Origin of the sequence: Dickeya parazeae Ech586 (assembly GCF_000025065.1) — a bacterium.
Lineage (GTDB): Bacteria > Pseudomonadota > Gammaproteobacteria > Enterobacterales > Enterobacteriaceae > Dickeya > Dickeya zeae.
In genome coordinates, this window is record NC_013592.1 from 742,496 (window position 1) to 755,963 (window position 13,468).

Annotated in this window: 12 protein-coding genes; 8 read left to right on the plus strand and 4 right to left on the minus strand. The window is 47.2% G+C overall.

Annotated features, from left to right (window positions below; all coding sequences use genetic code 11):
* The first annotated feature begins 152 nt into the window (after positions 1-152).
* From DD586_RS03375 to DD586_RS03400, 6 genes are read left to right on the plus strand one after another with little or no spacing between them, the layout of a single operon-like run.
* Positions 153-1,124: a glycosyltransferase gene (locus DD586_RS03375; RefSeq protein ID WP_012883402.1), complete on the plus strand. Its 972-nt coding sequence runs from the start codon at positions 153-155 to the stop codon at positions 1,122-1,124.
* Positions 1,121-1,747 (plus strand): histidine phosphatase family protein, encoded by a 627-nt coding sequence (locus DD586_RS03380; protein ID WP_012883403.1) that lies wholly within the window; start codon positions 1,121-1,123, stop codon positions 1,745-1,747. The genes DD586_RS03375 and DD586_RS03380 overlap by 4 nt, the downstream gene beginning before the upstream one ends.
* A complete protein-coding gene (locus DD586_RS03385; protein ID WP_012883404.1) occupies positions 1,744-2,829 on the plus strand; it encodes a glycosyltransferase family 1 protein in 1,086 nt (361 codons plus the stop codon). Before DD586_RS03380 ends, DD586_RS03385 begins: the two co-directional genes overlap by 4 nt.
* A gap of 55 nt (positions 2,830-2,884) precedes the next feature.
* The gene (locus DD586_RS03390) at positions 2,885-4,267 is read left to right on the plus strand and encodes a glycosyltransferase family 4 protein (protein ID WP_012883405.1); all 1,383 of its coding nucleotides are present in this window, start codon (positions 2,885-2,887) and stop codon (positions 4,265-4,267) included.
* 5 nt (positions 4,268-4,272) lie between these two features.
* A complete protein-coding gene (locus DD586_RS03395) occupies positions 4,273-5,256 on the plus strand; it encodes a glycosyltransferase (protein WP_012883406.1) in 984 nt (327 codons plus the stop codon).
* Between the two features lie 43 nt (positions 5,257-5,299).
* Entirely contained in the window at positions 5,300-6,427 is a 1,128-nt protein-coding gene (locus tag DD586_RS03400; protein ID WP_012883407.1) for a glycosyltransferase family 4 protein, read from the plus strand.
* Positions 6,428-6,590: 163 nt separating this feature from the next.
* Here DD586_RS03400 and DD586_RS03405 read toward each other — a convergent pair whose 3' ends face one another.
* The gene (locus DD586_RS03405; RefSeq protein ID WP_012883408.1) at positions 6,591-8,480 is read right to left on the minus strand and encodes a polysaccharide biosynthesis protein; all 1,890 of its coding nucleotides are present in this window, start codon (positions 8,478-8,480) and stop codon (positions 6,591-6,593) included.
* Between the two features lie 150 nt (positions 8,481-8,630).
* Between DD586_RS03405 and DD586_RS03410 the strand changes: the two genes are divergently transcribed.
* Positions 8,631-9,605: a UDP-glucose 4-epimerase family protein gene (locus DD586_RS03410; RefSeq protein ID WP_041164270.1), complete on the plus strand. Its 975-nt coding sequence runs from the start codon at positions 8,631-8,633 to the stop codon at positions 9,603-9,605.
* Between the two features lie 9 nt (positions 9,606-9,614).
* Positions 9,615-10,163, plus strand: coding sequence for a sugar transferase (locus DD586_RS03415; protein WP_012883410.1), 549 nt, complete (start codon positions 9,615-9,617; stop codon positions 10,161-10,163).
* An 80-nt stretch (positions 10,164-10,243) separates the two neighbouring features.
* On the opposite strand, the gene DD586_RS03420 is transcribed toward DD586_RS03415, so the two are convergent.
* The 3 genes from DD586_RS03420 to DD586_RS03430 are packed head-to-tail and all read right to left on the minus strand — an operon-like array spanning position 10,244 to position 13,465.
* Positions 10,244-11,566, minus strand: coding sequence for an ABC transporter substrate-binding protein (locus tag DD586_RS03420; protein WP_012883411.1), 1,323 nt, complete (start codon positions 11,564-11,566; stop codon positions 10,244-10,246).
* Positions 11,559-12,644 (minus strand): ABC transporter ATP-binding protein, encoded by a 1,086-nt coding sequence (locus DD586_RS03425; protein ID WP_012883412.1) that lies wholly within the window; start codon positions 12,642-12,644, stop codon positions 11,559-11,561. The genes DD586_RS03420 and DD586_RS03425 overlap by 8 nt, the downstream gene beginning before the upstream one ends.
* Positions 12,644-13,465, minus strand: a complete 822-nt coding sequence (locus DD586_RS03430) for a phosphodiesterase (protein ID WP_012883413.1) — start codon at positions 13,463-13,465, stop codon at positions 12,644-12,646. The genes DD586_RS03425 and DD586_RS03430 overlap by 1 nt, the downstream gene beginning before the upstream one ends.
* Positions 13,466-13,468: the final 3 nt, after the last annotated feature.

A 13,468-nucleotide genomic window follows, 5' to 3' on the forward strand; every position in this document is an offset into this window, starting at 1 on the left:
TTCTTATTCTGAGTTGGCATTCTCTTCCCGGTGCAGCCCTTTTTGTTTAGAGCTGTGAACTAATTTTGCTCATTTAGGCAAGGCTATCATGGCCCTTTGAGCTTTTTATCATTGGCATATGCTGACGCTTAAGGCCTAATAATCTGATTAAGATGAATAAACTTACTGTTCTAATAACAACCTATCATGAGGCTTTTGTTGTAAGGGGGGGCGGAGAATACGAACTGCTTTCCATTGCGGAAGGATTGAGACAATGCGGGATCATTGCAGATGTATATGGCCCTTACTCGCGTCCATTGGAGTTTTATGATGTGGTTCTACATTTCTCCGTGCATGGTGGTGGGGTGGGGCTGTTACGCCAGGTCAAAGCTCTGGGGAAGCCAATTGTTCTCTGGCCTAACCTGTGGGTGGAAGAAAAGCTAGATAGCTCATCGGTCTCGATTATCCGCGAACACGTAGAGTTGGCCAATTATGTTGCTTTCAAATCTGATTCAGAAAGGCAGCATTTTATGACCCAGGTTAACGTTCCTGAAGAGAAAATCGTCAGCTGTAAAGCTGTTGCTGATATGTGCCATATGAAGCCAGCATCACGAGCTCTTTTCCCTGAACTCTACGGTATACGTGATTATGCTTTATGGATTGGTTTGATTGAACCTCGAAAGAATCAACTTTCGATTATTGAACCATTACGTAAGAAAGGTATTCCACTTGTTTTAGTCGGTAAATATAGAGACAGTGCATATTACGAAGAATGCCGTAAAGCAGGTGGTGATAACGTTATGTTTATCGAAAGTCTGCCGCAGAGATCAGAAATTGTTCGTTCTGCTTTCCAGAATGCTTTGTTTTATGTGGAGCTTTCACTTGAACCGGCAGGATTATCAGCGCTTGAGGCTGGGTTATCTGGCTGTAGGTTGTTGCTAAGTGATTCTGGATGGTCCAGAGAACATTTTTTAGATCATGCTGAATATGTGGATCCTCTTTCTAAGGAAGATATCTTCGATGGCATTGATAGAGTGTTGCTTCGTTCCAGAAATAACGAAGAATTAAAGACGCATGTTGCTAATTATTGTTTCCCGAATGCATTGATGCCTCTGATCGATATTCTTAGAAGGGCTGCCGGATGATCATATACCTAGTAAGGCACGGTCTGTCGGTCGCCAATATTTCGCAGTTGGTTACTGGTCTACCCGATGATGTATTGAGCGATAAAGGCTGTATTCAAGCGATGAACCTACGTCAGTGGCTTATGGAGTCGGAGGTGGATCCGGATGCCTTTTGGGTAAGTCATTGGGGACGAGCCCGCCAGACAGCAGAATTATTATACCCAGAAGCCTCATGGATTACAGACGAACGAATTGGAGAAACTAACGCAGGAGAAGTTGCGAATTGGTCTACCGAATCATTTATTACGTCGTGGCCTGATTTTTATCATTCTCCTCAGAATCGTTATCCAGGAGGTGAGTCTCACCAGATGCTTAATGAGCGTGTTCATGAATTCTGGAACGAAATTTCAAAGTCAAATGTGAAATCTGCCTTGGTTGTTACTCATTCCGGACCAATCAGTTGTATTTTGCAGAATATATTGAATATCAATATGGATAGATTTCCAGCATTCCTTCCAGCAAATGCTAGTATTTCGGTACTGGAGTCCGATAGAAGTCCACTTTCTGACAATATGAATTTTAGGTTGAAAGGATTTTCTCTCGGCCCTGTGTCAAATATTTCCGAGGCTATAATAGGAAAATGATAAACAGTTTTGACTGCAGAGTGCTGGTTTTACATCGTGAGTCGCTTGTCGCTCCAGGGGTTCCTTCTTTATCTGTATCAGCAAGAGTTACAGAGGTTCTTGATTATCTTGAAAATGAGACAGGAATCGAACATTTTTCAGTATCAGAGAACGATGAATGCGTAGAGCGTGCAGTAGCATGGGCTGATGTGATTGTGCTCAGTAAGCACCGTTCTAAGAAAGCATTAGAACTCGTGACCTTGGCAAAACAACTTGGGAAAGGGTTAATTTACGATATTGATGACTGGATATTTTCATTTCCTAGCTATAGTGGAGGAAGTGATGGGGCTGTAGTAAATTACTCTCTTGACATCATTTCTTTGTGTGATTTTGTTACCGTTGCAAATGCTGAGTTGATGCGCCGTGTCCCTTTTATTGCTCCTGATGCCAAATTGGTATATTTACCTAATGGGATGTGGGTAGAGAGATATACATCTGAGAATCACATTATATCCTCTCGAGAATGTTCAAAGAGAATAGTCTTTACTAATGCTGACTTTTTAAAAGTACAGGAATCTAAGGATGCAATTCTTAGTGCGTTGAATGTTTTTTTTATGCGCCATCCAGATTATGTGTTAGATTTTTTTGGCGATCCGTTTCCTGAGATGTTTTCACTGCCATTTTTACATTTTACGAATAGAATGCCTTATCAAGACTATATGAGGGCGATTGTTTCTGGCGATTATATGTTTGCAATCACTCCACTCGGTGCAGATGAAGACATTGAATCAATAGAGTTTAATGCCTGTAAAAATCCGTTTAAGTACATTAATTATGGTGTTGCAAGGATACCAGGGATATATTCGTCAGCAGCTATTTATACTGACTGTGTAAGAAATATGGAAACTGGAATTGTTGTGGATAATACTTTTGAAAACTGGCTATCAGCTATGGAAAGATATGTTTCAGATGAAAATATTAGGTTGAAGGTCAGAGATGCTGCTTATAATGATGTAATGCAAAATTTTCACGTTAAGGCTGGTGCTACAGTTTTGTCAACATTACTTAAACGCTTGATATTAGGTACTCTGGATGTCTCATAATAGTTTTTTTGAGATATTAATCTATTAATTACTAAAGTGGTATTCTGTAACTTTTATGCGAGTGATTCTTGATTTTCAAGCCTGCCAATCGGGCAGTCGATATCGTGGTATTGGCCGGGGATCGCGCTCCTTAATGCTGGGGATGGCGAATCATCTTATATCGCGTGGACATGAAGTGATCTGCTTGTTGAGCGAGGCTTTTCAGAATGGCATGCCGGAGTTGAAGGACGATATACTTAAGAGTGCTCCTGGGGTTCGTTTGGCTTCTTTTAGTTTTCCAACACCTTGCGCTGCAGCATGGCCTGAGAATCTGTGGCGGCAGATGGCTGCGAGAATGCTTCGAGAGCATGCAATTGCTTGTCTTGAGCCTGACTTTGTCCATGTTCCTGCATTGTTGGCTGATGGTTGGGGAGATGATGCTGTTGGATCTATTGGTGTACTAGGTGTTCATATTCCCACATCTCTCACTCAACATGATCTTATACCTTTGGCTATGGCTGATATATATATGCCGCCTGGTTCGTTCTGTGATTACTACATGGAAAAACTACAAGGAGTTAAACAAGCAGATCTCTTTCTTGCTATATCGGAGTACTCCCGTCAGGAGGTTATAACATTGCTGTCTGTGCCTGCAGATGATGTTATCCATATTTCATCAGCAGCTGATAGCCTGTTTAACAGTACAATTAGCACTCCTCAGCAGGTTAAGCATCTGTTCGAACGTTATAATTTGAAACCCGGTTTCTTACTTTATGCACCCGGTGGATTTGATCCTCGCAAGAATATTGATCGTCTCCTTGAAGCATATGCATTATTGCCCGCTGATATTCAGGCTAATCATCAACTTGTTATTGCCAGTAAACTCGATGATGGAAGGCGTATGGTACTTGAGGGCAAAGCTAATAAATTGGGAATCCGATCTATAGATCTTATATTAACTGATTATTTACCAGATGATGAATTAATATCCCTTTACAGGGCTTGCTATGCTTATATTTTCCCTTCACTCCATGAGGGGTTTGGTTTGCCGGCTTTGGAGGCAATGCTTTGTGGCGCACCTGTTATTGCTTCAGATTGTACTTGTATTCCGGAAGTGATTGGGAACGATGAAGCGCTGTTTGACCCTTATGATTCAAAAAGTATGGCTGATAAGATCATGGCGATTATTTCAGATAATAATTTTCGACAGCGTCTCATTGACCATTCTGCTATTCAGCCTCACAAATTCTCTTGGGAAAAAAGTGCACAAATCGCTGTTGATGCACTAGAGCAAAAAAGTAATAAACTTAAACGTGCTGGATGGACTGTTACTAAGAAGTCTGCATTGCCTTCATGTACTGAGATGCTTGAAAAATTGGCTGTTCTTATACCGACAGTATCGCCAGATGACCATGATCTCTCTGTGTTTAAAGCATGCTATCTGAATAACCTTGGGTAAAAACGATGAAGATTTACTTCAATACCTATTCTGCTGCGTTTCAATGTCCCGGTGGTGGTGAGATTCAGTTGCTCAAGTCGAAGGAAGCCCTTGAACGACGTGGGCATGAAGTTATTTTATTCAATCAATGGGAACATTCCTTAGAGGATGCTGATGTGTTACATCATTTCTCTGTGCAGGGGGGATCATATAATATATGTGCATACGCACATAATCATAAAATACCATTGGTTGTGAGTCCAATTCTCTGGCTGGGTGAGCATATTTCCCAATACCCAATGGGAGAGATTGGATTCGCGCTTTCCTTGGCTGACGTGATTTGCCCAAACTCGATAGCAGAGGTTGAGCGTTTTTTCCCACATTTTGATGTGCCGGAAGATAGATATCACGTCACACATAATGGAGTTGACTCCACATTTTTTGAACGTGTTTCCCCGGAACTTTTTCTCTCCCGTTTTGGTATTGATAAAACATTTGTGTTATGTGTGGGGAATATCGAAAATCGAAAAAACCAGTCTGCCTTGCTGGAAGCGGCTAATATTTTGGGAGTACATGTGATATTGATTGGTAATATCAGGGATGCTGAATATTACAACGATCTTGAGCGTCGCTTCCAAGGTGGTTTCAGCTATCTTGGTTACCTTGAGCATGATAGTGATATGCTGCGGTCAGCATACTCCGCTTGCCGTGCTTTCGCTCTTCCCAGCCTTCTGGAAACACCTGGATTAGCGGCTCTTGAAGCTGCGGCAGCGGGAGTTCCCTTGGTAATAACTCAGGAGGGGTGTACCGAGGAATATTTTGGTTCCAAGGCATTTTATGTAGATCCAAACTCTTCTGAAGATATCGCGGCTAAACTTGCGCTTGCCATGGAGCAGGACAGAGAGCGCAGTGAATTGGTGGAACGAGTTCGCCAGTTCTCATGGGATCGGGTTGCTGAGGAACTCGAACAAGCCTATCTTAAAGCGCTATCAACTAAATCTCACCATTAGTGGCGAGATTATCCAATTCTTTTTAACGCGTTATGAGTAATTAATGCGAATACTCCACTTTTTTAAAACCTACTACCCAGTTGCTTACGGTGGTGTGCAGCAGGTCATTTATCAATTGGCTGAGGGGGCAAGTCAGCGTGGTGCTCATGTGGATGTGCTTTCTTTAAGTCCAGATAATGCATCTCAGGATGGACGCATAGGTAATCATTATGTCCATACTTCCCGTCAAGATCTCTACATCGCTTCAACAGGTTTTTCTCTTTCAGCTATCAAGGATTTTCGTAGGCTCGCCGAGCAGGCTGACGTTATACATTACCATTTTCCATGGCCTTTTATGGATCTGGTTCATTTCGGAGTTCGTCCGAACAAACCAACAGTAGTCAGCTATCATTCTGATATTGTTAAACAAAAATATTTATTATATCTGTATAAGCCATTAATGAGCCGTTTTTTATCTGGTGTTGATGCTGTTGTTGCTTCGTCTCCCAATTATGTTAGGACTAGTTCGGTGCTGAGTAAGTTAGCCAGGGCACCGGAAGTGATTCCTTTTGGACTAGATCCAGAATCTTATCCACCAGCAACCGCTGCATTGCTGGATAAATGGAGACTTTTATGTAATGGGCCTTTTTTTCTTTTTATCGGTTTTCTGCGTTATTACAAAGGACTCTCTTATCTTCTGGATGCGATGGAAGGCCTTGACTACCCACTAGTTATTATTGGTGAGGGGCCATGTGAGCAGGAACTGAAGGCCCAAGTAATGCGTCTTGGACTAAAAAACATACTCTTCGTTGGGGCTGTTACAGACGAAGATAAAAATGCATTGCTTGAGTTATGCTACGGTATTGTCTTTCCATCTCACCTACGCTCTGAAGCCTATGGTATGACTCTGCTGGAAGCCGCTATGTATGGTAAGCCTATGATTTCTTGTGAGATAGGGACAGGGACAACCTTTATCAATTTAGACAGGCTGACAGGGTTTGCCGTTAATCCAGCTGATTCAGCTTCTCTTCGCGCTGCTCTCACTACTTTGTGGGAAAACCCTTCTTTAGCTGCGCAAATGGGGGCGAATGCTAAAGCCAGGTTTAATCAATCGTTTACGGCGAATAGCATGGTTGATAATTATATGAAGCTTTACCAGCGAGTAGTTGCGACCCGCAAAAAAAACCAGTGAAAGGAAAATTAAATCCAACAACTATTTACATTAGTGATATAGATGCTGGATTTTTATTTTAATTTGCTAATTTATCTGTACTAAAACAGTGTTGCTGTTGTATTCGGGGCTTGCTACTAGCCTTTAGCAAGCCCATATTGGTGATGTCTTCGAACATCTCTGTTCAGCTGGCGCTATCAGCGCTTCTGTTGGGTTCAGGCATATAATTTGTTGGCGCTTCCAGTAAAATTTTTTTTATCGATTCAACATCAAACTGATGACAAGCAGCATCTAATTGTGCGAGCAGTAACTTCATCTCTTGCCAACTCAATTTTTCTTCCCGAGCCGCCATAATTTTGGGATGGCTGGTACCTTCGACATTTCCACCGATTAATAATTCTTCATAGAGTTTTTCTCCGGGGCGTAATCCAGTAAATTTAATCGCAATATCCCCTTCTTCATTATACCCTTCAATGTATTCTTTCATGCCCATCAGGTGGATCATCCGCCTCGCCAGATCGAGGATTTTTACAGGCTCTCCCATATCCAGAACGAACACTTGTCCATTCTTACCCATAGTAGCGGCTTGAATGACTAGCTGTGCGGCTTCAGGAATAAGCATAAAGTAGCGAATAATATCTGGGTGAGTAACTGTAACTGGCCCACCTCTGCGGATTTGTTGCTTGAATAGCGGGACAACGGAGCCGGATGAACCCAGAACATTGCCGAAGCGCACCATCGTAAATAGTGTTTTGTCTTGTTTGTCTGCGAGTGCTTGCAGCACCAATTCAGCCATTCGCTTACTGGTCCCCATAATATTGGTGGGGCGAACCGCTTTGTCGGTAGATATGAGCGTAAAATTACGTACTCCAGCCTGAATAGCTGCTTCCGCACAGGCCAGTGTGCCGAAAACATTGTTGCGTATTCCTTCAATAACGTTGCTTTCTACAAGAGGAACGTGTTTGTAGGCTGCGGCGTGGTAGATTGTTTCAACCTGGTGTGCCTGAATAAGTCGCTGTACGCGGTTTTGTTTTTGCACAGAACCTAAAGCGGCAACGATTTGGGTGTCCAGTTTGAGATGTTGTTTAATGTTCTGTAATTCTTGATCAATGGTATATAAGTTGTACTCGTTCAACTCAAGTAATACGAGCGTTTGGGGATGTTGCGACAGAATCTGACGACAAAGTTCAGAACCGATGGAGCCGCCGGCTCCCGTTACCATCACTGATTTACCACGTATATTTTGGGCCAGCAGGGTCTCATCTGGGTCGACAGGCGCACGTCCTAACAGGTCAGCCACATCAAGATCGCGGATCTCGGAAGCAAAGGCTCGCCCTGCGGCAATGTCTTCAACTGAAGGAACCGATTGTACTTCAATCGGCCAATGAGAAAGCTTCTCAAGTAATCTGAGACGTTGGCCTTTCTTGATGTTATTTATAGCCAGCAATAGCTTTACAGGTTGATATAGCGGTGTCAGCTTTTCAAATTCACTACTGTGGTGTACCCGAATACCACAGATAATCTGGCCAGCTTTGCTCTCATCATCATCCAGAATGATAACAGGGTGAAATTCATCTCCTTGAATCAAGGCATAGAGCAAGTCTCGCCCTGTAGCGCCCGCCCCATAGATGAAAACGTTTGGTTTCTGTCGTTTGTAATAATGATAGTAAAAGGTGCGGATCAGTACCCGTGGCCCACCAAGGCTAAGTGTCGCCAGACCTGCGTAAATAAACGGCACGCTACGTGGGACAAAAGACTGAAAAAAGAAGCTACTTAAGGCCAGACTGATGGCTGAGATAATAACCGATAGAAATACATACCCCAGCGCGGGCAGCATCATGTAGCGTAAAACCGCACGATACATTCCACAGCGTATAAACACCATGATGGTGATGGATAGAGTGACCAGCAAGCTGGCTATCTCAGCATAACCGACGGGGAAGTTTATGGTGCCTAGACGAACGGCGACAGCAAGATAAAGAGAAAAAACAATCGCGATAATGTCATAAATCACGGTCACTACGCGTTTGTTCCTGCGCTCAGCACCAAGCAAAAGTTGCACGGGTTTAAACATTCGGGCCTGATGTCTGTGTTAGACAATAAATGGTTATTAGCGGACTATTTTAGTTGCCTAACAATGTCTTGACCAGATGTGCTCATCTTAATTTTAGTTATGGTGTTATGCCGGGTATTATGAGCCGGACTATTCAGGAAGGTAATCTCATTGAAAATCTTAGTAACGGGAAGCCGGGGATTTATCGGTAACCGGGTAGTTGCGTTGGCGAATGAGCAAGGCATGCGCTGTGTTTTGCATGTCAGCGAACGCAGTAACGCAACTGACAGCGACATGATTCGTGCCAATCTGGGAGCGACGACAGACTGGGCACCGGCACTGCAGGATGTGGATGCAGTCGTACATTGCGCAGCCAGAGTTCACCAGATGCAAGATGGCCCCGACGCACTGGCATTGTACCGGGAAACGAATGTCGTAGGGACATTGCGTCTGGCGCAGCAGGCGGCGGAATCGGGTGTGAAGCGATTTGTCTTTGTGAGTTCAATTAAAGTGAATGGCGAGGCAACGCAACCGGGGGCGCCTTTTCAGCCGGATGTGGCCGTGCCGCCGCTCGACCCTTACGGTCTGAGTAAGTATGAGGCGGAGCAAGGCCTGATGCGTCTGGCCCAGGAGACCGGTCTGGAGGTGGTGATTATTCGCCCGCCGTTGGTGTATGGCCCTGGCGTAAAAGCCAATTTCCGGGCCATGATGAATTGGGTTCACAACGGTGTGCCGCTGCCGCTGGCGGCGGTTCGTAATCAACGTAGCCTGGTGTTCGTTGATAATCTGGCTGACCTGATTTTGTTGAGTGTGCGTCATCCGCAGGCGCCTGGACGGGTGTGGCTGGTATCGGACTGTCATGATGTCTCTACCGCTGACTTGTTGGCGGACATGGCCATGGCGCTGGGGGTTAAAAACCGCTGCTGGCCGCTGCCGTCGTGGGTACTGAAAGGTGCTGCGACGCTGTTGGGAAAAGCTGCCGTGGCGGAACGCCTGCTGGGCTCATTGCAGGTCGATGTGAGTGAAACCCGGCGACAGCTTGGCTGGCAGCCTGCCATTCCCTATCATCAGGCGATTGCCATCACGGCGCGGGCGTTTTTGTCGGAAATGCCCGGCGCATCTGAGTCTCTATCCAAAGAAGGTTGACCGATTATTATGCTGCGTGTTCTGGATATCTTACTGGCGTTGGTGGGATTGCTGTGTTTGTGGCCAGTGATGCTGATTGTTTATGTGCTGGGATTATTTGATACGGGGTCGCCGGTTTTTATCCAGCAACGGGTTGGACGGCATCAGCGGCCATTTAATCTGATCAAGTTTCGCACCATGGCGGTAGCGACTGAGTCAGTGGCAACACATCTTGCCAGTCGTAGCTCGGTGACGCGTTTAGGCGCGTTTTTGCGTAAAACCAAGCTGGATGAATTGCCTCAGTTGATCAATGTGCTGAGAGGGGAGATGAGTCTGGTTGGGCCGCGCCCTTGTCTGTTTAATCAACAAGAGTTGATTGCTGAACGTCAGGCGCGTGGTGTTTTTGAGGTGTTGCCGGGGATTACCGGGCTGGCACAAGTGAATGCCATCGACATGTCCACACCGCAAAAACTGGCTGAGTGGGATCAGAAGATGATTCAGACCCTGTCGGTGAAGCACTACTTTAGCTATCTGGTACAAACGGTAGTCGGTAAAGGCTCCGGCGATCGGGTACGCTGATACGCCTGATAAAAACGATGCCGGTCAGGCCGGCATCGTAAGTGCAATATCATAATTACAACATCATGTACGTTGAGGGATTACTTTATTGGGGCTAACGCGGTCTGATCAACGTAAGGCTTCATGATGGTATCCGCTTCCTGCTGGGCGGCTTTGGCGGCCGCCTCCGGCGTCACCTTCTCATCATTCACCACAGCAGCCAGCTGGTTTTCCATCGCTTTGCGCACCGCCACTGTTTCATAGGTGGAGTACCACGGGTGCGCGTATTTCAACTGCTCCAGCGCCGTAGCGGCACGGGGATCTTGCTGCAGATACGCTTTCATTTCTGGCGTGTCGTACGCCGCTTTGCGCGGTGAGAAATAACCGGTGAAGCGACTCCAGGCACCATTAACCTGTGGGCTGACCAGATAGCTCAGGAATTGGTAAGCCGCTTTTTTCTGCTCGTCCGAGATACCTTTGAAGCTGACCAGACTGGCACCGCCGATCGGCACGGCTCGCTGCTCTTTGGCAGGCAACATGGCGACACCCAGCTCAAAGTCTTTGGTGTTTTCACGCATGAACCCCAGTGCGCCGGTGCTCAGCAGCGTCATACCCAGCTTGCCGGAGAAGAAGGCAGCACTGATCTGTTTAGAATCCAGCACGCCAGATGGCATCACTTTATCTTTGTAGATCAGGTTCTGCCAGAAACGCAGGGCACCGATCGTGGTCGGGCTGTTGTAATAGACTTCGCCCGGATAATTTTCGTTGAAGTAGTTACCGCCGTTGGCGCGCACCAGCGAGGAGAAAATCCAGCCGCCGTAGTCGTCATTGGTTGAAGGCAGCATGATACCCCACTGGCCTTTGCTCTGGTCGGTCAGCTTTTTCGCGTCGGCCAGCAGTTCCTGCCAGGTCTGCGGCGGTTGTGCTATCCCGGCTTTTTCAAACAGGTTTTTGTTGTAGTAGAGAATCGGGGTGGAATTGTGGAACGGGATGGCGTAGGTCACACCCATCACCTGGGCGTTTTTGTGCATGGCGGGCCAGAATTCGTTGGTTAAAAACGTACCGGCTTGTTCATTGCCGTATTTGAACAGCTCGTCCATCGGCAGGATTTCATTTTTCAGCGCCAGGTCGGTCGTGAAGTTGGCGGACATAATCACCAATGCCGGAGGCTGACCGGCTTTTTGCGCCGCTTCCGCTTTCATTTTGGTGGTGTCGTAGTTACCGGTGAAAATTCCCCGCACTTCGACATCCTGCTGGGAATTGTTGAATTCTTTGATGATGCGCGTCATTTCCATCGTCAGTTTGCCGTCCACCGGGGCTGGGAACATGAAATCGATGTTCTGTTTGGCCAGCGCCGACGCGCTAAAGGCCAGCGAAATGCCGAGAGTGAGCGCCTGTAACCGCTGTTTCAGGGGCTTATGCATGGGTGATCTCCTGGTATATATTCTGCTGTGTTTCAGCATGAAAAAGATGAACATCAAAAGGTGAAAAGCCGAGGTTGACGGTGTCGCCGACCATCGGGATATCGCCGCGATTTTTGCGGCTGTAGCGTAGTTCGCCAATTGGCGTGCTGATGTGCAGCAGATAGTCCGCGCCCATCAATTCTCGTTGCGTCACGGTGCCGGACACGTGATGCGTATGTTGTTCTGCCTCTGGCGTATCGGTGAGGTGTTCCGGGCGAATACCGAAAAACACCTCCTGAAGATGTGCGGCGTGTGGTGGCAGAGGGAGTGTTTTTTCACCGACCTGCACCACGCCGCCGCTGCAAGGCAGGGTGATAATGTTCATGGCCGGTGAGCCGATGAAGCTGGCGACAAACAGGTTGGTCGGAAAGGCGTACAGTTGTTCCGGGGTGCCGACCTGCTGGACCTCGCCGTTGTTCATGACGACGATGCGATCCGCCATCGACATGGCTTCGATCTGGTCGTGGGTGACGTAAACGGTGCTGGTCTTGAGCTGCTGGTGCAGCACCATAATACCGTCGCGTACTTCGGTGCGCAGTCGGGCATCCAGGTTGGACAGCGGTTCATCCATCAAAAACAGTTTTGGGTCACGTACGATGGCGCGTGCCATCGCCACCCGCTGGCGCTGACCACCAGACAGCTTGCCCGGTTTGCGATCCAGCAGGGTATCGAGTTGCAGCAAGTGCGCCACTTTTTCCAGCCGTGGCTGCCAGCTTGCTTTGGGTTCATGGCGAATTTGCATACCGAAGGTGATGTTTTCTTTCACCGTCAGATGGGGAAATAACGCGTAGTTCTGAAAGATCATCGCGAAGTTCCGCTCTCGCGGTGACTGGGCGGTAATGTTATCGCCATCCAGCCAAATTTCGCCGTCGCTCACCGTTTCCAGCCCGGCCAGTAAGCGTAGCAGGGTACTTTTACCACAGCCGGACGGCCCGACCAGCACCAGAAATTCGCCATCGGCGATCTCCAGTGAAAGAGAGCGCAGTGCCGGTTTATCGTCAAATTGTTTGCTGACGTTGTGCAGTCGTAACATGGCCATTAACGCGCATCCACCGGGCAACTGATTTTTTCGTCGTACAACCATGGACCGGCATAATGCGACAGCGGGTGCAGGTAACTGACCCACTGCTGATTAATCTGACGGTGCATCAGGCAGGCTGGCGGGGACATGTCGTAATAAGGGCGAGTATCTTCGTGATAGTAGGGCACCTGATGAACTGTACCCGGAACGGTGGCGATGATCGCCTGACGGTACTGCGTCATGATCAGGCAATGATTGTGACCGCAGAAAATGCGCACCAGCGACGGAAAACGCTCCACCAGTTCCAGCAGGCGGTGCCCGTTTTCACAGGCGATGCGGTCCATCTGGGCGGAGCCAAGAGCCAGCGGTGGGTGATGCATAAAGACTGCGGTAGGTTTGTCATCACGCGTCAGTTGTGCTTCCAGCCAGGACAGCGTCTCTTCCGTCAGCCAGCCTTTGGATGTCCCTGCACGGCTGGAGTCAATAAACAGCAGCCGGGTGGCAAAATCATCAACTGCGTAACGCATGTTTTGCGGATCGTTGCCCAATTGTGGGCACAGTGGCTGCAAATACTCCAGAAAATGCGTTTTATCGTCGTGGTTGCCGGGAATGATGTACAGAGGGTAGTTGAGGCTACCTAAAATCTGGCGGGCTACCTGGTATTCCGACGCAAGGCCACAGTTGACGATATCGCCGCTGACCACGACCGCATTCGGGCGTTCGGTGAGCGCGTTCAGTTGTGATACCACATCGGCGTTACCGGCATTGATATCGATAAAACCGTACAGTTTTTGCCCTGAGCTGCGAAAATGAGTATCAGAAATTTGTGCTAACAGCATGAA

What these genes read in the sequence shown, in the direction of transcription:
- DD586_RS03375 (WP_012883402.1), top strand. Translation starts at nt 153, where the DNA reads ATGAATAAACTTACTGTTCTAATAACAACCTATCATGAGGCTTTTGTT.
- DD586_RS03380 (WP_012883403.1), top strand. Translation starts at nt 1,121, where the DNA reads ATGATCATATACCTAGTAAGGCACGGTCTGTCGGTCGCCAATATTTCG.
- DD586_RS03385 (WP_012883404.1), top strand. Translation starts at nt 1,744, where the DNA reads ATGATAAACAGTTTTGACTGCAGAGTGCTGGTTTTACATCGTGAGTCG.
- DD586_RS03390 (WP_012883405.1), top strand. Translation starts at nt 2,885, where the DNA reads ATGCGAGTGATTCTTGATTTTCAAGCCTGCCAATCGGGCAGTCGATAT.
- DD586_RS03395 (WP_012883406.1), top strand. Translation starts at nt 4,273, where the DNA reads ATGAAGATTTACTTCAATACCTATTCTGCTGCGTTTCAATGTCCCGGT.
- DD586_RS03400 (WP_012883407.1), top strand. Translation starts at nt 5,300, where the DNA reads ATGCGAATACTCCACTTTTTTAAAACCTACTACCCAGTTGCTTACGGT.
- DD586_RS03405 (WP_012883408.1), bottom strand. Translation starts at nt 8,480, where the DNA reads ATGTTTAAACCCGTGCAACTTTTGCTTGGTGCTGAGCGCAGGAACAAA.
- DD586_RS03415 (WP_012883410.1), top strand. Translation starts at nt 9,615, where the DNA reads ATGCTGCGTGTTCTGGATATCTTACTGGCGTTGGTGGGATTGCTGTGT.
- DD586_RS03420 (WP_012883411.1), bottom strand. Translation starts at nt 11,566, where the DNA reads ATGCATAAGCCCCTGAAACAGCGGTTACAGGCGCTCACTCTCGGCATT.
- DD586_RS03425 (WP_012883412.1), bottom strand. Translation starts at nt 12,644, where the DNA reads ATGGCCATGTTACGACTGCACAACGTCAGCAAACAATTTGACGATAAA.
- DD586_RS03430 (WP_012883413.1), bottom strand. Translation starts at nt 13,465, where the DNA reads ATGCTGTTAGCACAAATTTCTGATACTCATTTTCGCAGCTCAGGGCAA.